This window comes from Campylobacter sp. 2014D-0259 (assembly GCF_008000505.1).
Classification (GTDB): Bacteria; Campylobacterota; Campylobacteria; order Campylobacterales; family Campylobacteraceae; genus Campylobacter_D; species Campylobacter_D jejuni.
Window position 1 is genome coordinate 92,811 of sequence record NZ_VOAQ01000007.1, and the last position, 22,934, is coordinate 115,744.

Below are 22,934 nucleotides of genomic sequence, written 5' to 3' on the forward strand. Positions count from 1 at the left end.
TATCCTTTCGAAAAAGAATTATTTTACCTAAAAATAACTTTAAAAACTTATAAGCTATCCATATAGCTTATATCGTAAGTATTTTTTAAGCGTTTGTGTATCGTTTCGTGCCAATTTTGAGATATGAGAGAGTTTAATTTTTCTAATTTATCTAATAAAATCGGATTTTGTCTAAGAGCTTGATGTGGGGAGTAAAAAAGTTGATTGAGTTCAAATACACTAAGTGAAGTAGAATTTTTTTCTAAAATTTTAATATTTTCATACTTTCGTATTTGTCCAACTTGTAAAACTTTATAATACCATCCACTCAAGCCCGTTTTAAAAATTTCATGTGTAAAATTTGAATTATTGTGAATTTTAGAAATTTTTACACAAGGTTTTCTAGGTTCGCTTACTTGCAGTATTGCATTTGAAATTTGATGTATATCACCTATGCAAACATTTTGTTCACAAAGCCCATCGATGCTCAAATTTTCACCCATTGAGCCAAAATTTAGCTTTTTATTAAGAAATCTTTCCCATATAGGATAGTTTTGACAAGAGTTGGCAAAAATAGCCTTATGGTAGCCTCCATGATGAATTTTATCAGCTATTTGATCATCTAAAATACCTAGAAAATCAATTTGTGTTTCTTCTAGGTAAGTATCTTTAATAAATGCGCTTTGGAAATTTTTATAGTTTTTAATTTTCCCTATTTGCAAACTTTGAATTTTCATGGTTCTAGTTTTTTTAATAAATCATCAGCACTGATAAAACCCGTGATTTTTAATTTTTCTTTTCCATTTTCAAAGAAAATTAAAACAGGTGGGCCAAAAACATTAAATTCTTTCATGGTTTTAATTTGTTCATTATTATTTTCGCTTACATCAACTTTGATAAGTTTGTAATTTTGCATTTTTTGTATGATTCTTTCATCGCTAAAGGTTAATTCATCTAAAAGTTTGCAATTTTCACACCAAGATGCAGTAAAATCAAGCATTATGGGCTTTGTATTTGTTTGTATTTCTTGCTTTAATTGTTCAAAATTGTTAATATAATCATAGCTTAAAGCAGATTTTGAGGCAGATATAGTATTGAAATTTAAAGGATTTAAGAAATTTTTAGCCCCAAAAAGTCCCCCTAGGAAAATACTTAGAGAATAAGCTAAAATAAGAATTAAAATACTTTTTTTAATTTTAGAAATTATTGTAAAACTTTTTTCAAAAATTCCCATAAAAACACTAAAAAATACACCTAAAATTCCATAGGCAATTAAAATGTAATTTTCTTCAATAATTCTAGAAAGTATCCAAATAGCCATAGCCAACATAACAAAACCAAAGAAAATTTTTACTTTTTCCATCCAAAAACCAGGTTTAATAAAACCTAATCCTAAGCCTATGAAAAGCAAAGGTATACCCATGCCAAAACTCATGATAAAAAGCGCACTACCGCCTAATAAAGCATTGCCTGTATTGGCTATATAAATTAAAGCACCTGCTAAAGGAGCTGCTACGCAAGGACCTACTATTAAAGCAGATAAAAATCCCATGATGGCTATACCTAAAACTCCTTTCCCTTTTTCGCTTTTTTTATGTATAAAGGTTTGAAATCTTAATGGCAATTCAAAACGAAAAGCTCCAAACATAGCAAAAGCAAAAGCTATGAAAATTAGAGCAAAAAGAATTAAAATAATAGGTTTTTGTAAAATTCCTTGAATACTTGCTCCTAGAAAACTTGCTATAACTCCAGCAATAGCATAGGCTAAAGACATGAAAAAAACATAGATAAAAGAGAGAAAAAAACTATATTTTTTTGAAAATTTAGCATTACTTTTTGCTACGATAAGAGAAGATAAAATCGGAATCATAGGTAAAATACAAGGTGTTAAGGAGAGTAAAAGTCCATAGCCAAAAAAACTTAGCAAAATCCAAAAAAAGTTATCTGTTGCTAAAAAATTTGCTATAGAGCTTTCTTCAGATTCAATTTTAGTTTTTTTATCTGTTTTTTGAGTTTTGTAAGGTTTTGAAATTTCAAAAGCATCTTTTTTAGAAATGAGATCAAAGTACCAAGTTTGAGGATTATAACACAAGCCTTGTTCAGAACAACCTTGAAATTCGAGTTTGATTAAATTTGTGGTATTTTTTGCAAAGTGCTCTAGTAATAAATTTGGCAAAGCTAAATTTAATTTTTGATAATAAACATTTTCATTACCTCTTGTAGAACTTTGAGGTAGATTAATCAAAGAACTTATATCTTTTTCGTTTATATATAATTTAAGTTTATTAGAATAAAGATAAATATCTTTTCCAAGTTCAATATCAATTGAGATAGAGTTATTATAAGAGTTTGATTTTACATTAAAAGCTTCATTTAAAGACAATATAGAAGCAAAACATAAACAAAAACTTAATAAAATAATACCAAAAATACGCATAAATTTCCTAAAAACTTATTTTTTCCTTTATTTTTAGCTTCAATTATAATTTATTATGGTAAATTTGCTTTAAATACTTTATAAAGGTTTGAAAATGCAAGAAAATAATTCTCCAAAAACGCAAGCGGTTGTTAAAAAGAATGAAATTTATGTTTCTGTTAAAAGAAAGAAAAGTACAATAGAATATGAAAAAGATTTAAAGAATTTGCAAATTGAGCTTTTGAAATTTCAAAATCATGTTAAAGCCAAGGGTTTAAAGGTTCTTATACTTATAGAAGGGCGTGATGCGGCTGGAAAAGGTGGGGCGATTAAACGTTTGATTGAGCATTTAAATCCGCGTGGTTGCCGCGTTGTGGCTCTTGAAAAACCTAGTGATGTGGAAAAAACACAGTGGTATTTTCAGCGTTATATAGCACATTTGCCCTCGGCCGGTGAGATTGTGATTTTTGACAGATCTTGGTATAATCGTGCAGGAGTAGAACCGGTTATGGGTTTTTGTACACCGCAACAACATAAAGATTTTTTAAGAGAAGTGCCTTTGTTTGAAAATATGATTTCAAATAGTGATATTATTTTTTTTAAATTTTATTTTTCAGTATCAAAAGATGAGCAAAAAAAACGTTTTGAAAAACGCCGAAGCGATCCGCTTAAACAATATAAATTATCTCCTGTGGATCAAAAATCGCAAGAATTATGGGATAAATATACTTTAGCTAAATACTCTATGCTTTTAGCATCTAATACTCCAACTTGTCCTTGGACTATTATTTCTTCTGATGATAAGAAAAAAGCAAGATTAAATTTATTGCGTTTTATACTTTCTAAGGTAGAATATCCAAATAAAAAAACTGGAGATTTTTCCAAAATTGATGCAAAATTAGTGCGTAGTGGAGAAGAAGAAATACGAAAAATGGAGGCGAATTTGGAAAAACTTGACAGTAAAAAAGCAGATGAGAAAATAAAAGATTTAGATTAAGGAAAAGAATGCAAAAGCTGGTTGAAAATTTAGCACTAAAGTACTATGATAAAGTAGTTGATTTAAGACATCAAATTCATATGCATCCTGAGCTTGAATTTGAAGAAGAAAATACAGCTCATTTAGTGTGTAAAATTTTAGATGAGTTTGGCATTAAATATCAAAAAAATATTGCAAAAACAGGAATTTTAGCTACTATAGAAGGAAAAAAGAAGAGTCAGAAAAAACCAAAATGCGTTCTTTTAAGAGCGGATATGGATGCTTTGCCTGTACAAGAAAAAACTAATCTAAGTTATGCTTCAAAAATTGATGGTAAGATGCACGCATGTGGACATGATGGACATACAGCAGGACTTTTGGGAGCTGCTTTGATATTAAATGAGCTCAAAGATGAATTTTGTGGCACGATTAAATTTATGTTTCAGCCCGCAGAAGAGGGAAGCGGTGGAGCTAAACCTATGATAGAATCAGGTGTATTGGAAAATCCTTATGTTGATGCGGTTTTTGGTTGTCATTTATGGGGGTCTTTGCTTGAAAATACTGCTCAAATTGTAAGTGGCGAAATGATGGCTGGAACGGATATTTTTGATTTGGAATTTATTGGCAGAGGAGGACATGGAGCTCATCCGCACACTTGTATAGATCCTATAATTATGGCAACGCAATTTGTAAATAATATACAAAGTGTTGTTTCTAGGCGTTTAGCCCCTTATGAAGCAGGGGTGATTACTGTAGGTCAAATTTGTGCAGGAACTACTTATAATGTTATTCCTACAAATGCTTATTTAAAAGGAACCGTGCGTTTTTTAAATGATAAAACACAAGATATTTTAAAAAGTTCTCTAGAAGAAGTGGCTGCTGCTACAGCAAAATCTAATGGTGGAGATTATAAGCTTAAATATACTAAAGAATTTCCTCCATTGATTAATGATGAAAAAGCTGCTTTAATAGCAAGAAAAGCTTTTGCAAAGGTCTTAGGAGAAGAAAATATCATTGTTTCTTCTAAACCTGACATGGGGGCTGAAGATTTTGCTTTTTTAACACGAGAAAGAATGGGAGCTTATGTGTTTGTTGGAATTTCAAAGGATTTAAATCATCCAGCTTTGCATCATAGTTCTACTTTTTGTTGGGATGATGAAAATTTAAAAGTCTTAATGCAAGGTGATGTGATGATGGCTTTAGAATTTTTAAATTTATAAAATAGAATTAAAAATTCACAAAAAATTCACAAAAAATGAGTAAAATTTAATCTTGATTTTTCTTTAGGATTTGTTATTATGAAAAAGAAGATTGTTTTAATCATTTTAATTGCAATACTTGGAAGTGTTGGGGCTTATTTTATTTTTTTTAATAATGATGAAAAAATCAGCTATTTAACTCAAAAAATACAAAAAAAAGATATATCTCAAACCATAGAGGCAGTAGGAAAGGTATATGCCAAAGATCAAGTCGATGTAGGTGCTCAAGTTAGCGGACAAATTATAAAACTTTATGTGGATGTGGGAACTCATGTAAAGCAAGGTGATTTGATCGCTCAAATTGACAAAGATAAACAACAAAACGATTTAGATATTACAAAAGCTCAGCTTGAAAGTGCTAAGGCTAATTTAGAGAGTAAAAAAGTTGCTCTTGAGATTGCAAGTAAGCAGTATCAAAGAGAGCAAAAACTTTATGCAGCTAAAGCAAGTTCTCTTGAAAATTTAGAAACTCAAAAAAATAATTATTATACTTTAAAAGCTAATGTTGCAGAGCTTAATGCTCAAGTAGTTCAGCTTGAAATCACTCTTAAAAATGCACAAAAAGATTTAGGTTATACAACCATTACTGCTCCTATGGATGGTGTTGTGATTAATGTAGCTGTAGATGAAGGACAAACAGTTAATGCTAATCAAAACACTCCTACTATAGTCCGTATAGCTAATTTAGACGAAATGGAAGTAAGAATGGAAATAGCAGAGGCTGATGTGAGTAAGATAAAAGTAGGAACAGAGCTTGATTTTTCTTTACTTAATGATCCTCAAAAAACTTATCATGCTAAGATTGCAAGTATAGATCCAGCTGATACTGAAGTGAGTGATTCTAGTACAAGCTCAAGCTCATCAAGTTCAAGTTCTTCAAGCTCAAGCTCATCAAATGCTATTTATTATTACGCAAAATTTTATGTACCTAATAAAGATGATTTTTTGCGTATTGGTATGAGCATACAAAATGAAATTGTTGTAGCAAGTGCAAAGGCTGTTTTAGCAGTGCCAACTTATGCAATTAAAAGCGATCCAAAAGGCTATTATGTTGAAATTTTAGAAAATCAAAAAGCTGTTAAAAAATATGTCAAACTTGGCATTAAAGATTCTATCAATACTCAAATTTTAGAAGGCGTAAATGAAAATGAAGAATTGATAGTAAGCTCAAGTGCTGATGGTTTAGCTCCTAAAGTGAAGTTGAGATTTTAATGATTTTTCTTAAAAATATTTGCAAAAATATAGGCGAAAATGCCATTTTAAAAAATGTAAGTTTAAGTATAGAAAAAGGTGAATTTGTTGCCATTATAGGACAAAGTGGAAGTGGTAAAACTTCACTTTTAAATATCATAGGAACATTAGATACACCAAGTAGTGGAACTTATATTTTTGATGAATATGAAGTCACTAAACTTAATAATGATGAAAAAGCAAGATTAAGGCGTGAAAAAATAGGCTTTATATTTCAAAGATATAATCTTTTAAGCTTGCTTAGCGCTAAAGAAAATGTTTCTTTACCTGCAGTTTATGCGGGAAAAAAATTACAAGAAAGAAGTCAAAACGCTAAAAAACTTTTAAATGATTTAGAACTAGCTCATAAGTTAGATTCTAAACCAAATGAATTAAGCGGAGGACAGCAACAACGCGTTTCTATAGCAAGAGCTTTGATGAATGGTGGAGAGCTTATTTTAGCTGATGAGCCAACGGGGGCTTTGGATAGTAAAAGCGGCATTATGGTGCTTGAAATTTTACAAAAACTTAACGCACAAGGCCATACTATAGTCTTAGTAACTCACGATCCAAAAATTGCAGCACAAGCTAAAAGGGTTATAGAGATTAAAGATGGAGAAATTTTAAGCGATACTAAAAAGGAAAAAGCTCAAGAAAAACTCACTTTAAAAACAATGTCTAAAGAGAAAAAAACACTTACTTTGCTTAAAAATCAAGCCTTTGAGTGTTTTAAGATAGCTTATTCTTCCATACTTGCACACAAACTTCGTTCTGTTTTAACTATGCTTGGAATCATCATAGGTATTGCTTCTGTAGTTTGTGTTGTGGCTTTAGGATTGGGTTCTCAAGCTAAGGTGCTTGAGTCCATTGCAAGACTTGGAACAAATACTATTGAAATTCGTCCTGGAAGGGGTTTTGGAGATTTGCGTTCGGGTAAAACAAGGCTTAATTTTAGTGATTTAGAAACGCTAAGATCCCTAGAATATTTAGAAGCAGTTGATGCTCATTCAAATACTTCAGGTGTGGCAACTTATACCAATATTTCTTTAAGTGCAAGAGCTGAAGGAGTGGGGGTAAATAATTTTGCCATAGAAGGTTTAAGGATAGATGCGGGAAGAATTTTAAATAATGATGATGTAAAAAATAGTACCAATGTTGCTGTGCTAGATTTTAATGCTAAAAAAAATCTTTTTCCTGATGAAAAAAGTGAAAATATTTTAGGTCGTGTGGTACTTTTTAATTCTCAACCTTTTAAGATCATAGGAGTTTTACAAAAAGATACAGACAAACCTATAGAAGATAATGTAGTGCGTCTTTATATACCCTATACAACACTGATGAATAAGCTTACAGGAGATAGAAATTTGCGTGAAATCATAGTTAAGGTTAAAGATGATGTGAGTTCAACTTTGGCTGAAAATGCTATCATAAGAATTTTAGAAATTAAACGCGGGCAAAAGGATTTTTTTACTTTTAATTCTGATACTTTTAAACAAGCTATTACAGCAAATAAACGCACTACAACCATACTTACTGCTTGTGTGGCTGTGATTGCTTTGATTGTTGGGGGTATAGGAGTGATGAATATCATGCTTGTTTCTGTAAGTGAAAGAACAAGAGAAATAGGCATACGCATGGCTATAGGGGCTAGAAGAGAAGATATTATGATGCAGTTTTTAATCGAAGCGGTTGTGATTTGTACTATAGGGGCGATTTTAGGTGTGATTTTATCGATTTTTGTTATTTTTGCTTTTAATACTTTAAGTACTGATTTTCCTATGATTTTAAATGCCTATTCTGTGCTTTTGGGACTTTTAAGTTCTATGTTTATCGGTGTGGTTTTTGGTTTTTTCCCTGCAAGAAATGCAGCAAATTTAAATCCTATTAGTGCATTATCAAAGGAATGATATGAGAGTAATATTTAGCATTTTTTTAGCATTTTTCTTGAGCGCTTGTGGTGCAAAACTTAGCTTGCCTAAAGAAGTTGATTTAACCCAAGAACAAATGAAAGATTTAAATCTTACTTATGATTGGTATAGATCTTATGATAATGCAAAATTAAATGAATTTCTAAATTTTGTTTTATTGAATAATAGCGATATTAATATTGCTAGAAAAACTTTGCTTTCAGCTTTGGCTAGAGCCGATTTGATTAATTATGATTTATATCCGACTTTAAGTGGAAATTTGGGTTTTGGTGGAGATAAAGATTTAAATTCAGGCAAACAAAGTAAAAATTTCAATAATTCTTTAAATTTAAGCTATGAGCTTGATATTTATGGCAAATTAAGAGATAGTGCAAGTGCGAGTGAATTTAGTGCAAAAGCAAGTGCTTATGATCTTGAAAATTTAAAAATAAGCATGATCAATACAGCTTTAAATGATGTTTTTGAGCTGGCTTATTTTAACGATGTAGATAAATTACTTCGAGCTTATCTTTCAAATTTAGAACAAATGAAAGAGCTTTATAGTTATAAATACAAGCTTGGAAAAATAGAAGAATTAGATCTTTTAAACATAGAACAAAGCTTATTAAGAGCTAAACAAAATTTATTAAGCAATGATCAAAATCGTAATTTACTCATAAAAAATTTACAAGATTTATTGGCAAAGCAAGAAGGTTTTGCTTACATAGAGTATTTTAAAACTTTATCTTTAAATGATTTTAAAACCTTAAGTCCTGATTTTAATATACCTTTAAAAGCTTTAGCGTACCGTGCAGATGTGAGATCTAAACTCAATAGCTTAAAATCAGCCTTTAAGGATTATTCTTCCATGCAAAAATCTATTTTGCCTAGCATTTCTTTAGGTGGAGCATTAAGCGGAAGTGATAAAAAAATCGATGATAGTTTTAAATTTGAAATTTTAAGTGGCAATGTTAAGATTTCTTTACCTTTCTTAGATTATGGTAGAGTAAAGCAAAATATCAAAATTTCACAATTTACTTATGAGCAACTTTTAATTTCTTATGAGCAAGCCTTGCAAAGTGCGATGAATGAATTTGCGTTAAATTATAAAGATTATCAAAGTAACACCTTGCTTTTGCAAAATTTGCAAAATATTAACATTAAACAAGAGCTTATCACTAAGGCGTATTATGAAAAATATATTTTAGGAAAAAGTGAATTAAAAGATTATTTGGATGCAAACAATACTTTAAATTCTACCCAGCAAGAATTTTTAAGAGCTAGATTTAATCTTTTAAAAACCATTAATTCTTACTATCAAATCACAGCTTTAAGTTTTAATGATGAAAACTTAGAATTTCCTAAGTATTAAATTTAATAATCGATGATATTTTTTAAATCCTCGAGTAACTTTTTAGCCATCAGCTCATAGCCTTTTATAGTAAGATGTACATCATTGAGCGAAAGCTTTTGTTCTATCCATTTGTTTTTTCCTCCACTATCTTGCATAAACTGATGCATATCAAAAATAAGAGTTTTTTCTTCTTTAGCAACTTCATATAATGCTTTGCGTATGGTAAAAAAATCAGGAGCAAGCTTGTAGTTTTTACCTTGTTTTTGAACTACAGTTGGTGGAGAGATTAGCATGATAACAGCGTTTTTATTGTAAGTTTTTAAAATACTAATCCATTTTTTTAAATTATTTTTGAATTTTTGTTTTTCAAACCCTTTAAAGAGTGCATCATTAGAACCATAGGCAAGAATAATTAAATCATTGTGTAAAAGTCCTAGTTCTTTTTTTACAACTGTTTGATTCCAAGAGAGCCATAAATCACTTTTGGCACCATTGATTGCAATGGTATCTAAGAAAACATTATTATCTTTATTTGTGATGAAATATCCTCCTAGCTCAGCATCTTTTTGTAAGGCTGAAATTTGCAAAGGAAGATCAAGTTCTAGTTCTTTATAAGACCATTTGTTAATTTGTGTAGTTCTTAACTCATAGCTTTGGTTTTTTGCATCTTTGATGCTAAAAGCATTGGTATTTTGTTTGGCTTTAAATAAAAATCCTATCTTGAATTTTTTTTTATCTAAGGTTGTATCAAGGTTGATTTTTGCGCCTTTGATTTTTGCTTTGGCTATTATCCCACCTAGTGGAAAATTATGTCCAGCATTAGCAGGATTTCTTGAGTTTAAAATTTCAAAGTTTTTATAAGAATAAACAAGATTAAGATTTTGTTGATATTTGGGCTGTAAAGGATAGGCAAAACCTATAGAGTTAGAGCGGATTAAATATCCTCTTATGACACGCGGAAAGAAATCAGCCGCCATATGAGAATCTCCATAAATTCTAATTCCTATGTTTTGATTTTTTTCTAATTTTTTTTCTAGATTTTTAAGATCTTTTTTTAATACATAACTTGTTAAAGCAGAGTGATTTTTGTTTTGATTGAGTATGGAATCTATTGTGTCATTTGTATTTAAATTTTGTGCATAAGAGCTAGTAAAAATAATAAAAAACAATAAGATAATTTTAAATTTATTTACTAGCATTTTCTTCCTTAAGTTTTATGTGTTCTAATAAAAGTTTAGACATTTCTCTTGCGCCACTTGGAGTAAAATGAACCCCATCATCTGTTCTTACTTTTATACTTCTATTGTTTTCATCTTTTATATAAGCTGAGTATTCATCATTGACACTAAAAAATAGCTTAGTGTTGATAAAAATTTCTTTATTTTTAAGAATTTCATCGCTGTAAATTTTATTGAGCACTTGTATTTTTTTGTTCAAATCTTCTTTTTTTACAGGAGGGATTTCAAACCAAAAAACTTTGGCTTTATGTTTTTTAGCGATTTTAATGATTTCATCTACACGATTTGTATAAATATCTATCCAAGAAGGGGAGCCAAAACGATGGTAATTTCCTCCTTTTTTAATATCCCAAGGATCATTAGCGCCAAGAAGAACAACAAGATATTTAATATTTGAGTTTTTAACAAAAGCTTCATTGGTGGCTTTTGACCAGTCAAAATAGGATTTATAAGAAAGGCCTGTATTTTGTTTACTAAGATCGGTTACCTTAAGATTTAAATTTCTTAAATCTCTATTTAAGGCTATTGCAACACCTTGCATTAAAGAATCTCCGATAAATAAAAACTCATCTCCATTTTGTAGCTCTAATTTGGTATTGTCGATAAAACTAATATTTGCATCTTGGATTAAGGTTAGATTTGTTTCTTTATGAGAAGTGTTTTCATCATTTTCTAAAGTGTTTAGAACTTTATCTATTTTACTTAAGTTTTCATCTGTTGATTTACTTTCTTGATTTGTAGTTTCTTCATTGGTTTGAGGCAAGGGTTCGTTGCTTAAAATTGCACGAATTTGTTCTAATTTAATTTTGAAGCCATTGGCTTCTTTTAAAAGATCATTATGAGGATAGAATGCAAAATGATATTTTTGTTCTATATAAGAGCTAATACTCTGATTCATAACTACAACAACCAAGCCAAGTACTATAATCAAAATGAAGAAAAATCTAACTACACTCATCTAAAAACTCGAATAAATAAAATCAGGAATTCCATCTGGCATAAAAGCAAAAACCAAAAGTAAAATAAAAGCTATAATAAAAGGTTTTAGCAAAAATGGAGTAAGGTTTAAAATCTTAATGCAATATTCTTTAAAATTAATAAATAAAGGATAGACCATAAAAAGAACCCCAAAAGCAACCAACATATAAATATCATTATAAGATGGAATTTGGAAGAAATTATAATAACAAGCTTTAAAATATTCTATTGCATCTTCTAGATTTTTGCTATAGTAAAAGAAAATCCAAGTAAAACATACAAATTGAAAGGTTAAAAATCTTCCTAAAGCTGGAATTTTTTGTAAACTAAATTTGCTTAAAGCTAGCAAATGTATAAAAACTATGCCAATACCATGCAATAAACCCCAAACAATAAAAGCAAGTGTATTGCCATGCCACATACCTGAAAGTATAAAAGCGATGAGTATGTTAACTATAGTGCGTGGCATTCCTTTTCTATTGCCCCCTAAAGGTATATAGATATAATCTCTTATAAAGGTTGAAAGACTGATATGCCATCTAGCCCAAAAATCTTTTAGGTTTTTTGCAAGATAAGGCATGTTAAAGTTAGGCGGAAGGGTAAAACCTAGCATTAAAGCAAAAGCACAAACTAAGTCAACATATCCGCTAAAATCGCAGTATATTTGAATCGCATAGGCGTAAATTGCACTTAAAAGTTGTATGAAATTATAAGATTGTGGAAAGTCTAAAATACTTTTAGCATAAATTCCAAGGTAATTGGCTATTAAAACTTTTTTAACTATACCAAAAACAAGCAAGATGATGATTAAATTTGCATGTTTAAATTCGCGTTTTTGATAGGCTTGCTCAAAGAAAAAAGAACTTCGCATAATAGGCCCTGAAAGTAGTGTTGGAAAAAATGATAAGAAGGTTGCTAAATTTAAAAAACTTTCTAAACGGCGTTTTTGATAAACTTCTACAAGATAAGTGATAGAAGTAAAGGTATAAAAACTAATTCCTATTGGTAATACTAAATCAATATTTAAAAATTCTAAACCGAAAAAATTTAATATCTCATCAACACTTCCTTTGATGCTAGGAAAGTATTTAAAAAAACATAAATTTAAAATAATAAAAGCCATGCAAGTAGCGAAAATATAACGCTTGCGACGCACAAAAATTAGCAAGGCAAAATAGTGTATAAAAAAGGTATATATAAATAAAACCAAGGCGAAATAAGGATTGATTAAAATATAAATAATATAAGAGAAAATTAAAATTAAAATATTTTGTATTTTGTAATCATTTTTAAAAGTCCAATAAATAGCAAAAAAAGCTATCATTAAAATACTAAATTCTAGAGAAAAATAAGTCATACCTTCAATCCAAAGCGAGATTTGCCCATAGTAGGGCAAAGATTATTTTTTTCTGCTTAATGCAATATTTTTGATGTATTGATCAGCTAAATAAAGTCCATTTCCATGTTCTCCGATTAACTTAATCTTGTCAACTATACCGCGGAAAAGTGCTTCTTCTTCGTGTTGTTCGCTTACATACCATTGTAAGAAATTAAAAGTAGAATAGTCTTTATGTGTTAGCATGTGTTCAACTAAAGTATTGATTGATTTTGTGATAAATTGCTCATGTTCATAGGTTTTTTCAAAAACATCAAGTAAAGATTTGAAATTTTGTTCAGGCTGTTTTACTTCTTGAAGCTCTACATGAGAATCTGTCTCATTAAGATAAGTGATAAGCTTTTTAGCATGATCGCTTTCTTCGCTTGCATGTGCAAACAAGAAGGCTCCAGCTCCATCAAGACTGTTTTCATAGCACCAAGAACTCATACTAAGATATAAGTTTGCTGCATACATTTCTTTGTTTATTTGTTCATTGAGTAATTTTACAACTTCTTTAGAAAGCATTCTTATCTCCTTATTAAAATTTAAAATGTTTTATAATGATATATTATTTTTTTAAAAACAAGCTAAATTTTTGATAGTTAAAAATTATATTTAAGAAAAACACAAAATAAAAAATGTTTCCAAAATGTTTCCAAGTTTTTTTAAACTTCCATTACTTTTTTAAAGTTAAGGAGAAAAAATGAAAAAAATTCTATCTTTAAGTGTGGCAAGTCTTGCACTTTGTGGTGCTTTAAATGCAGCAGATTTAAAAATCGCAGGTTCATCGACTGTGTATCCTTTTACTTCTTTTGTAGCTGAAGAATATGCTTCGATTAAAAATACAAAAACTCCTATAGTAGAGAGCTTGGGAACAGGGGGTGGATTTAAGGTATTTTGCGAAGGAACTACTGATATTTCTAATGCTTCAAGACCTATGAAATTAAGCGAATTTGAAACTTGCAAAAAAGTAGGGGTAACTGATATAGTAGGGATTATGATAGGTTATGATGGTATAGTTTTAGCTCAAAATAAAACCAATGCTCCATTAAATATCACAAAAAAAGAACTTTTCTTAGCATTAGCAAAAGAAATTCCACAAAATGGAAAACTTATACCAAATCCTTATACAAACTGGAATCAAATCAATAAAAATTTACCAAATCGTAAAATTAGTGTTTATGGTCCACCATCAAGTTCAGGAACAAGAGATACTATAGAAGAGCTTGTAATGAGTGATGTGTCTAAAAAAATTCCTGAGTATAAAGGCGAGTATAAAACCATACGCCAAGATGGTGCTTATATCCCAAGTGGCGAAAATGACAATCTAATTGTTTCAAAACTTACTATTGATAAAGATGCTTTTGGAATTTTTGGTTATAGCTTTTTGGTGAGCAATTCAGACAAAATCAATGCTGCTAATATCGATGGTGTTACGCCAAGCGAAGAAAGCATCGCAGATGAAAAATACGAACTTGCAAGAAGTTTGTTTATTTATATCAATGCTAAGAAAAATCCAAAAGAAGCCTTTGAATTTGCAAAAATTTATATGAGTGATGATTTGGCAAAAAGTGGTGGAGAGCTTGAAAAAATAGGACTTGTTCCTTTAAGTGATGATAAATTAAAAGCTTCTCAAAAACATGTAGAAGATAGAAAAATTTTAAATGATGAGCTTGTAAAAGCTGGAAAAGTTTTTTAAGGAAAAACTTTGCTAAAAGAAAAAATAATCAAATTTGCACTTTTTTTATGTGCTTTTGTAAGCGTGATAGTAAGCTTTGCTATCATGCTTACAATTTTAATTGAAGCTTTAAAATTCTTTCAAAAAGAAAGTGTTGTTACCTTTTTATTCTCAAGTCAGTGGGCAGCTGATGCAGCTTTTATGAATGCAGATGGCACGAGCAAACAAGGTGTTTTTGGAGCGCTATCGCTTTTTTGGGGAACTTTTTATATTTCATTGATTGCTATGCTAACGGCTTTACCTTTAGGGGTTATGTGTGCTATATATTTAGGTGTTTTTGCTGGCAAAAAATCTAAAAATTACTTAAAACCTATTTTAGAAATCATTGCAGGGATTCCTACTGTTGTTTTTGGATTTTTTGCGGCTATAGTTGTAGCGCCTTTTATAGTGTGGTTTTTTTCTTTATTTGGCATACAAGCAAGTTTTCAAAGTGCTTTAGGCGCAGGTTTTATCATGGGGATCATGATAGTACCTATAGTGGCTTCGTTATCTCAAGATTGTATTGAAGCAGTAAGCGAGAAAAGGATTAATGGCGCTTATGCTTTAGGTATGACAAAAAAAGAAGTGGTTTTTGCTGTGATTTTACCTGAGGCTATTCCTGGTATAGTTGCAGCTTGTCTTTTAGGACTTTCAAGAGCCTTAGGCGAAACTATGATAGTGGTAATGGCAGCTTCTTTGCGTCCAAATTTAACGATGAATTTTTTAGAAGATATGACAACAGTAACGGTAAAAATCGTAGAAGCTTTAAGTGGAGATCAAGCTTTTGATAGTTCTTTGGCTTTGAGTGCTTTTTCTTTAGGTTTGGTGCTTTTTATCATCACTTTAATCATCAATATGTTTAGCGTTTATCTCATCAATCGCTTTCACAAAAGGAAAAATTTATGAAAAAACTTTTTAAAAAAAGACAAAAAGCTTCAAAGTCTTTTAAAAGACTTTGTAAAATGGGGCTTTATATTAATTTAATTTTTCTTTGTATCTTTTTAGGAAGTGTGGCTTATCTTGGATTTCCTGCTTTTAAGCAAACCTATATTTTTGTAGAGGCTAATAGAAATTCTCCTGCTTATGATCTTTTATCTCGCGCAGAACAAAGAAAAATAAGAACAGGGCAAATCACTGAAAAATCTTGGCTTTTGGCAAATTCAGAAGTAGATCAATATATGAAGCAAAAATATAATCGCCTTAGTGAAAAACAAAGAACTTTAGTAGATGATCTTGTGCAAAAAGGCGAGATAGAGCTTAAATTTAATAGCAATTTCTTTTTAAATGGGGACTCAAAATCTCCTGAAAATTCAGGAATTTTATCTTCAGTTGTAGGGACTTTGCTTGTTATGCTTGTCTGTATGGTTGTGAGTGTTCCTATAGGCGTTGCAGCGGCAATTTACTTAGAAGAATTTGCGCCACAAAATATCCTTACACATTTTATAGAAGTGTGTATTAACAACCTTGCAAGTATTCCAAGTATCTTGTTTGGACTTTTAGGACTTGGAGTGTTTATCAATCTTTTTGGAATGCCTCGCTCAAGTGCTTTAGTGGGTGGGCTTACTTTGGCGATCATGAGTTTACCTATTATCATTGTTTCAACCAAAGCGGCTTTAAAAAGTGTGGACATTAACATGAAAAACGCCGCTTATGCCTTAGGCATGACAAAGGTTCAAATGGTAAAAGGCATTATGTTGCCTTTGGCTATGCCTATGATTTTAACAGGTTCTATTTTGACTTTAGCGCAAGCTATAGGAGAGACTGCACCTTTGATGATTATCGGTATGATAGCCTTTATCCCTGATGTAGCTAGTTCTATTTTTGATCCAACTAGCGTTTTACCTGCTCAAATTTACTCATGGTCGGCTATGCCAGAGCGTGCATTTTTAGAAAGAACAGCAGCGGGTATTATTGTGCTTTTAGGACTTTTAGTCGTGTTAAATCTTAGTGCGATATTATTAAGAAAATATTTTCAAGGAAAATTAAAGTGATAGCAAAAACAACAAATTTAAATTTATTTTATGGAAAAAAACAAGCTTTATTTGATATCAATATGCAAATAGAACAAAACAAAATTACCGCACTCATCGGTGCTTCTGGATGTGGTAAATCCACTTTTTTGCGTTGTTTTAACAGAATGAATGATAAAATCGCAAAAATCGATGGTTTAGTGGAAATTGAAGGAAAAGATGTTAAAAATCAAGATGTAGTAGCCTTGCGTAAAAATGTAGGCATGGTTTTTCAACAACCTAATGTTTTCGTAAAAAGCATTTATGAAAACATCTCTTATGCACCAAAACTTCATGGTATGATTAAAAACAAAGATGAAGAAGAAGCTTTGGTGGTGGATTGTTTGCAAAAAGTAGGGCTTTTTGAAGAGGTTAAAGATAAATTAAAGCAAAATGCCCTAGCTCTTTCAGGCGGACAACAGCAACGCCTTTGTATTGCAAGAGCTTTAGCAATAAAACCTAAGCTCTTGCTTTTAGATGAGCCAACTTCCGCACTTGATCCTATTAGCTCAGGTGTTATAGAAGAGCTTTTAAAAGAATTAAGTCATAATCTTTCTATGATCATGGTTACGCATAATATGCAACAAGGTAAACGCGTGGCTGATTATACTGCATTTTTTCATCTAGGCGAGCTTATAGAATTTGGTGAAAGTAAAGAATTTTTTGAAAATCCAAAACAAGAAAAAACCAAGGCTTACTTAAGCGGTGCTTTTGGATAATAAAACCGCTATTTTTAGCGGTTTTATTTTAAGAAAAATTTGTTAAAATTTGCCTTTTATCTTTTAAGGCATTAATCATGGCAAAAAAACAACTCTCTTTAACAAGACTTAGTTTTCCTATATTTTGGGATTTGCTTTCTAAGTATTTAACTGTGATTATCAATACCGCTATGGTGTCGCATTATTCTAATTTTATTGTCGGTGCTATGGGGGCTGGAAATCAAATTTTAGATCTTTTTATCACTATTTTTTCATTTTTAAGTGTGGGTTGTAGTGTGGTGATCGCACAAGCTATTGGTGCAAAAGATCATGTTTTAGCAAGAAAAGTGATTCATCAAAGTTTGTTCTTAAATGCACTTTTAGGCTTTGTATGCGGTGTGCTTATTTTATGGCATGGGGAGTATTTGCTTTATCTTTTAAAAATTCCACAAGAATTGCTCAAAGATAGCGAAATTTACTTACATATGCTTGCAATTTGTTTGTTTTTTGATGCCATAGGTATTGTTTTAGCTGCTATTGTAAGGGTTTATAATATGGCTTATTGGGTCATGTTTATAGGTTTTTTGATGGATATAGTGGTGATTTGTGGAAATTATTATGTTTTGCATTATACAAAGTCAGAACTTTTTGGAATAGGGCTTAGTAATATTTTTGCTCGCATTGTTGCTATAGTTGCTTTGTTTGCGATACTTTTTTATAAACTTAAAATTCATCTTAAAATCAAAGAAATGATAAAACTTGAAAAAGAAGTTTTAAAAAAGGTTTTAAATATAGGAGGATTTTCAGCAGGGGAAAATCTTTTGTGGATAGTCCAATACACTATAGCTTTTGCTTTTGTAGCAAGCTTAGGTGAGGCGAGTTTGAGTGTGCAAACGATTTATTTTCAAATTTCAATGCTTATCATGCTTATAGGACAAGCTATAAGCATAGCTAATGAAATCATAGTAGGTAAATTAGTCGGTGCTAGATATGAAAATATCGCTTATAAACATGCTTGGCGTGCTTTATATTTTAGTGTAATAGCGAGTGCTTTAGTGGCGTTTTTAAACTATCTTTGTCAAGATTTTACTATGCAAATTTTAGGGCTTAAAGAAGAGCTAAAAAATTTAATGATACCTTTATTTGGTCTTTCAATCTTTCTTGAAATTTCACGAACTTTTAATATAGTTATGGTTAATTCCTTGCGCGCAAGTGGCGATGCTAAGTTTCCATTTTTTAGCGGACTTGTTTTTATGATGGGGGTATCTTTGCCTGTGGGTTATGTGCTTTGTTTTCATTTTAATCTTGGAATTTTAGGGGTTTGGATAGGATTTTGTGCAGATGAGTTTTTGCGTGGAATGGTAAATTCATACAGATGGAAAAGTAAAAAATGGCAAGGCAAAGCTCTAGTTTAAAATCATTTATTTATAAAGATGAGTGCTATTTTTATTCTAAAAAATGCATAAAAACTTTAAGATTAAGGCTAAATGAAAAGGGTGAATTTGTTCTTAGTATTCCTTATTTTTGCACCTTTAAAAGTGTTTATGAGTTTTTAGATAAATCAAGTTCTTGGATGAATGAGGCAAAAATAAGATTTGAAAAAAAAGTTTTAAAAGATGATGAGTTAATCTTTTTAGCTAAAAAATATAAAATTATTTTTGATGAAAATGCCAAAAAAATTTATTTTGATAAAGATAAAATAATTTGTCAAAATAAAGCAAAATTAGATTTATTTTTAAGACAAAATGCTAAAAAGATTTTTACTTTTTATCTTAAAAAATGGAGTAAAAAAACAGGCTTATTTTACACGCATTTAAGCATTAAAAATATGAAAACGCGTTGGGGTTCTTGCAATCACAATAAAGCTTATATTAATTTAAATTTAAAACTCATTCAAAAGAGTTTAAGGGCTATTGAATATGTGATTTTGCATGAAATATGCCATTTAAAATTTCCCAATCATAGCAAAGAATTTTATACTTTTATAGAGCATTTTATGAGTGATTTTAGGCAAAGAGAGAAAGAATTTTTAAGTTAAAAATGTTATATTTATAGTTTATTTTTCAAAAAAGGCATAATATGACTTTGGATTTTGATTTTATTTATAATGCAGATAATGATATTTTTGAATATTTATTGCGTTTTTATGCGAAAAATTACAATTATATCCTTAGTAAAGAAGAAAATACTTATCATTTTTCTATCGATGCAGATGAAGAAAATTTAAAGACTTTTTGCGATTCTTTGAATTTCATGAGTCATAGCGTTTTTTTGAAAAAATTTGATGTAAAAGCGGGGCATGGTTTTAACCCTTGTATGCCAGAGGATAAAGAATTTTCAAGATTTTCTTATATTACTCATTTAAATTCTAATGCGTATCAAGAAAAAAAACTTTTAAACAAAAACGAATGGGGCGTGTTTTGTGAGTGTGAATTTTCAAGCAATTTATCAGAATTTGAAAAAATCAATGAAGAAAATTTCAATACTTTTTTAAATCTTGCTTTTGATTTGTTAAGTCAAGAAAAAAAGATTTATTTAAAAGATAAAAATGGTATTTATGAATTTTCTTTGTTTAAGAACGAATTTATAGGAGATTTTTTGCTTCCTTGTGATATTAAGGCTATAAATTCAGTTTTTGTTTGTTCAAATGAAAATTTAAAATTTCTTGCAAGTTTAGAAAAACCTTTGATGAAACTAAGGCTTAATGCCATGTTTAGAAAAAATCACAATCTTGATTTTAATGATTTTAAAATCAGACTTGCTAGGGATTTGTTTTGTTTTGCTTTAGGTTTAAAACTTTTTGAAAATGAATATAAATTTTTGAGCGTAAAAAAGATAGAAGAATATCAAAAAGATTTTTATATCAGTGCTTTAGATGAGCAAGTGGTGGTTTTGGAAGGCTTTGAATTTATCAATGCTAAGGCAAGAGAGCTTATTTTTTCTAAAGAAGATAAAAATATGGCAAGAATTTCTTATCTTGTAAGCCGTTATAAAGAAAAGGCTTTTATTTTAGAGCTTAGTAAGGATTATGAAGATATTTTGCTTGTCAATAAAGAGCTTAATTTACTTAAACTTTCCTTGCCAAAACACAGCAAAGAACTTTATGAAGAAATTAAAAAAGATGAAATTGGTGCAAGGCTTTTAGAAAATTTTAGCAAGGAATTTCCTCTTTTAGATGAAAATTTTGAGCTTCAAAACAATTTTTATTCTTTGCTTGGGTTAGTAGGTAGAGTGCTAAATTTGGGTAAAAATTTACAAGAGAGTGTTAGCGAGCTTTTAAAAATCGCTGATGAGTCAAAAATGCCTCGTGGAGTAAAGATTGATTATCGTTTGAAAGAAGATAAAAGTTTTGATTATACAAGAACCTTAAGATCTGCTATGAGTTTTATGTTAGCAGGTGTAGATAGTGCTAATATCGCTTATGGAGCGGTTGAGAGTTTGGCTTATTTCTTACGTGATACTTATGATGAATTAAGAGAGAAAAAGCAAAGTGATTTAGCGCTTATAAGTGGATCTTTGTTTGAACATAAATCTTTGCTTAAAAATACTTTAAAACATCTTAAAAATTGTCAGTTAAGCGATGTGCCACTTAGGGTATAAGATCAAAATTTCAGGCTTAGTTCAAGGGGTGGGTTTTCGCCCCTTAGTTTATGAACTAGCTTTGAAATCAAAGCTTTTTGGAGAGGTAAGAAATGATGGTTTTGGGGTAGAAATCATCCTTGCTTGCACTCAAAAAGAATGTGAAAATTTCATAGAAAATTTAAAAAATCATCTTCCACCTTTAGCAAGAATAGATCAGCTTATAATCACGCAAATTTCTATTTCAAACTATGAGAATTTTAGCATTACTCCTTCTTTAGAGAATACAAAAAGCACGCCTATGTTAAGCGATTTTGCGCTTTGTAAGGAGTGTAAAAAAGAATTTTTTGATGAAAAAAATCCACGCTTTTTATATCCTTTTATCACTTGCACACATTGTGGGCCACGCTTTAGTATTATAAAAAGTCTTCCTTATGATAGATTTAATACCTCTATGCAAGAATTATTGATGTGTGAGTTTTGTAAAAGTGAATACGAAGATCCTAAAAATAGGCGTTTTCATGCCCAGCCTATTAGTTGTCCTAAATGCAAAATCAATGTTTTTCTTAAAAATCCAAAGGGTGAAATTTTAGCTAAAGATCAAGAAGCTTTTATGCAAAGTGCGAAGTTTTTAAAGGAAGGTAAAATTTTAGCCATAAAAGGCATAGGTGGTTTTCATCTCATGTGCGATGCTTTTAATGAAGAAGCTTTAAAAACTCTAAGACTTAGAAAAAATCGCCCTAAAAAACCTTTTGCTTTGATGTGTAAAGATTTACAAAGTGCTAAAGAACTTGCCTTTATAGATGAAAAAGAAGAAGCTTTGCTTGGTGGGGTTTTAGCTCCTATTGTGATTTTAAAGGCAAAAAAAGCCTTTTCTTTAATCGCTCCTGATGTTGATAAAATCGGTATTATGTTAGCTTATACACCTTTACATCTTTTGCTTTTTGAGTATTTTAAAGGAAGCCTTGTAGCAACGAGTGCAAATTTAAGCGGAGAAAGTATTATTAAAGATGAGTTTAATTTGTGTAAAAAACTTGATAAAGTTTTTGATTTTTATTTGGATTATGATAGGGAAATTATCAATGCAAGTGATGACAGCATAGCTCAAGTGGTAAATGGTGAAACTATGTTTTTGCGTACTTCAAGGGGTTTAAATCCTTTTTATTTGGAAAGAAATTTTAATAAAAAAGGCACTTTTTTAGCTTTAGGTGCGGAACTTAAAAATGAATTTGTGATTTTTTATGAAAATAAACTTTTAATTTCTCCTTATATAGGGGATTTGAAAAGTCTTGATGCGCATGAGAGATTTTTTAAACTTTTAGAATTTTTTAAACAAAATTATGATTTGAAATTTGATGCGATTTTGTGCGATAAACACCCGCATTTTAGCTATGCAAAAGAATTTGAAGAAAGGATTAAAATTTCTCATCATTATGCGCATTTTTGTGCGGCTTATTTTGAATATGAAGAAAATTTTGCAAAAGATGAAAAGGCTTTAGCTTTTATTTGTGATGGAACAGGTTATGGCGAAGATGGTAAAATTTGGGGTGGAGAAGTTTTTGTAGGAAATTTAAAAGAATATGAAAGAATTGCACATTTTGAAAATTTCACTCTTATAAATAGTGATATTAAAAATATACAAAATTTAGCCTTAAGTCTTATTTTTCATTATGATTTAGAAGATAAGGCTAAGGATTTTTTAGCAAAAATTCCAAAAATTAAACTTAAAAATCTTAAAAAAATTTATTCTCATTCTAACTTACAAACAAGTTCTTTAGGACGCATTATCGATGCTTTTGGAAGTATTGTTTTTAACTTAGAAAAAAGTTCTTATGAAGCTCAAGTTGGCTTAATGTGTGAAGCTTTTTATGATAAAAATCTTGATTTTTCTTATAAGCTTTTTGTAGAAAAAGGGCAGGTTAATTTTAAAAATTTAATCCTAGGGGCTTTGCAAGATGAAAAAACTAAGGCGATTACAGGTATGTTTAATGCCTTGGCAAATTTTATCATAGATTTTAGCAAAGATTATGATTTAAAAGTGCTTTTAAGCGGAGGGGTTTTTCAAAACAAAACCTTGCTTGAAATTTTAAAAGCTAAAAATTTTGATTTTTTTATACCTTTAAAGTACCCTTGTAATGATAGCTCCATAGCCTTAGGACAAATGGTGCATTTTTTAAATTTAGAAAAATAAAGCAAATATTCTAAAAACTCATAAT

The 22,934-nt window shown here is 30.1% G+C and carries 19 protein-coding genes; 13 read left to right on the forward strand and 6 right to left on the reverse strand.

The genetic code is table 11. The features are described 5' to 3' along the window. Positions 1-47: 47 nt before the first annotated feature. Both SR63_RS01345 and dsbD read right to left on the reverse strand, forming a co-directional pair. Positions 48-716, reverse strand: coding sequence for an MOSC domain-containing protein (locus SR63_RS01345; protein WP_002856871.1), 669 nt, complete (start codon positions 714-716; stop codon positions 48-50). After that, positions 713-2,416 carry a protein-disulfide reductase DsbD gene (dsbD, locus tag SR63_RS01350; protein WP_002854923.1) on the reverse strand — a complete coding sequence of 568 codons (1,704 nt, stop codon included), beginning with the start codon at positions 2,414-2,416 and terminating at the stop codon, positions 713-715. The genes SR63_RS01345 and dsbD overlap by 4 nt, the downstream gene beginning before the upstream one ends. A 94-nt stretch (positions 2,417-2,510) precedes the next feature. On the opposite strand from dsbD, the gene ppk2 reads away from it, so the two are divergent. The 5 genes from ppk2 (at position 2,511) to SR63_RS01375 (ending at position 9,139) form a co-directional block, all read left to right on the forward strand. Next, complete coding sequence (gene ppk2 / locus SR63_RS01355; RefSeq protein ID WP_002855028.1) at positions 2,511-3,392, forward strand: polyphosphate kinase 2; 882 nt, start codon at positions 2,511-2,513, stop codon at positions 3,390-3,392. A gap of 8 nt (positions 3,393-3,400) precedes the next feature. Then, the gene (locus tag SR63_RS01360; protein WP_002866476.1) at positions 3,401-4,591 is read left to right on the forward strand and encodes a M20 family metallopeptidase; all 1,191 of its coding nucleotides are present in this window, start codon (positions 3,401-3,403) and stop codon (positions 4,589-4,591) included. 78 nt (positions 4,592-4,669) lie between these two features. Next, positions 4,670-5,842 (forward strand): efflux RND transporter periplasmic adaptor subunit, encoded by a 1,173-nt coding sequence (locus SR63_RS01365; protein WP_002866477.1) that lies wholly within the window; start codon positions 4,670-4,672, stop codon positions 5,840-5,842. After that, entirely contained in the window at positions 5,842-7,767 is a 1,926-nt protein-coding gene (locus SR63_RS01370; protein ID WP_002866478.1) for an ABC transporter permease, read from the forward strand. Before SR63_RS01365 ends, SR63_RS01370 begins: the two co-directional genes overlap by 1 nt. A 1-nt stretch (position 7,768) precedes the next feature. Then, the gene (locus SR63_RS01375; protein ID WP_002866479.1) at positions 7,769-9,139 is read left to right on the forward strand and encodes a TolC family protein; all 1,371 of its coding nucleotides are present in this window, start codon (positions 7,769-7,771) and stop codon (positions 9,137-9,139) included. Between the two features lie 2 nt (positions 9,140-9,141). Here the strand turns inward: SR63_RS01375 and SR63_RS01380 are convergent, their stop codons facing one another. From SR63_RS01380 to ctf, 4 genes are read right to left on the reverse strand one after another with little or no spacing between them, the layout of a single operon-like run. Then, positions 9,142-10,320: an SGNH/GDSL hydrolase family protein gene (locus SR63_RS01380; RefSeq protein ID WP_002858547.1), complete on the reverse strand. Its 1,179-nt coding sequence runs from the start codon at positions 10,318-10,320 to the stop codon at positions 9,142-9,144. Continuing rightward, positions 10,307-11,317, reverse strand: coding sequence for a GDSL-type esterase/lipase family protein (locus SR63_RS01385; RefSeq protein WP_002866480.1), 1,011 nt, complete (start codon positions 11,315-11,317; stop codon positions 10,307-10,309). Before SR63_RS01385 ends, SR63_RS01380 begins: the two co-directional genes overlap by 14 nt. Continuing rightward, a complete protein-coding gene (locus SR63_RS01390) occupies positions 11,318-12,694 on the reverse strand; it encodes an MBOAT family O-acyltransferase (protein WP_002876670.1) in 1,377 nt (458 codons plus the stop codon). It lies immediately after the preceding gene. A 42-nt stretch (positions 12,695-12,736) separates the two neighbouring features. Further along, positions 12,737-13,240, reverse strand: coding sequence for a non-heme ferritin (gene ctf, locus SR63_RS01395; protein ID WP_002852256.1), 504 nt, complete (start codon positions 13,238-13,240; stop codon positions 12,737-12,739). Positions 13,241-13,418: 178 nt separating this feature from the next. Here ctf and SR63_RS01400 point away from each other — a divergent pair, with 178 nt between their 5' ends. The 8 genes from SR63_RS01400 (at position 13,419) to hypF (ending at position 22,909) form a co-directional block, all read left to right on the forward strand. Then, complete coding sequence (locus tag SR63_RS01400; RefSeq protein WP_147498332.1) at positions 13,419-14,414, forward strand: substrate-binding domain-containing protein; 996 nt, start codon at positions 13,419-13,421, stop codon at positions 14,412-14,414. A gap of 9 nt (positions 14,415-14,423) precedes the next feature. Beyond that, positions 14,424-15,338, forward strand: coding sequence for a phosphate ABC transporter permease subunit PstC (gene pstC, locus SR63_RS01405; RefSeq protein ID WP_002784291.1), 915 nt, complete (start codon positions 14,424-14,426; stop codon positions 15,336-15,338). Next, complete coding sequence (gene pstA / locus SR63_RS01410) at positions 15,335-16,423, forward strand: phosphate ABC transporter permease PstA (RefSeq protein WP_002797470.1); 1,089 nt, start codon at positions 15,335-15,337, stop codon at positions 16,421-16,423. The genes pstC and pstA overlap by 4 nt, the downstream gene beginning before the upstream one ends. After that, entirely contained in the window at positions 16,420-17,160 is a 741-nt protein-coding gene (gene pstB / locus SR63_RS01415; protein WP_002776307.1) for a phosphate ABC transporter ATP-binding protein PstB, read from the forward strand. The genes pstA and pstB overlap by 4 nt, the downstream gene beginning before the upstream one ends. Positions 17,161-17,237: 77 nt before the next feature. Then, the gene (locus tag SR63_RS01420; protein WP_147498333.1) at positions 17,238-18,554 is read left to right on the forward strand and encodes an MATE family efflux transporter; all 1,317 of its coding nucleotides are present in this window, start codon (positions 17,238-17,240) and stop codon (positions 18,552-18,554) included. Next, positions 18,530-19,177, forward strand: coding sequence for a M48 family metallopeptidase (locus SR63_RS01425; protein ID WP_002876672.1), 648 nt, complete (start codon positions 18,530-18,532; stop codon positions 19,175-19,177). Before SR63_RS01420 ends, SR63_RS01425 begins: the two co-directional genes overlap by 25 nt. Before the next feature lie 41 nt (positions 19,178-19,218). Then, entirely contained in the window at positions 19,219-20,739 is a 1,521-nt protein-coding gene (locus SR63_RS01430; protein WP_002876674.1) for a hypothetical protein, read from the forward strand. Further along, positions 20,720-22,909, forward strand: a complete 2,190-nt coding sequence (gene hypF / locus SR63_RS01435) for a carbamoyltransferase HypF (protein ID WP_002876677.1) — start codon at positions 20,720-20,722, stop codon at positions 22,907-22,909. Before SR63_RS01430 ends, hypF begins: the two co-directional genes overlap by 20 nt. Positions 22,910-22,934 lie beyond the last annotated feature (25 nt).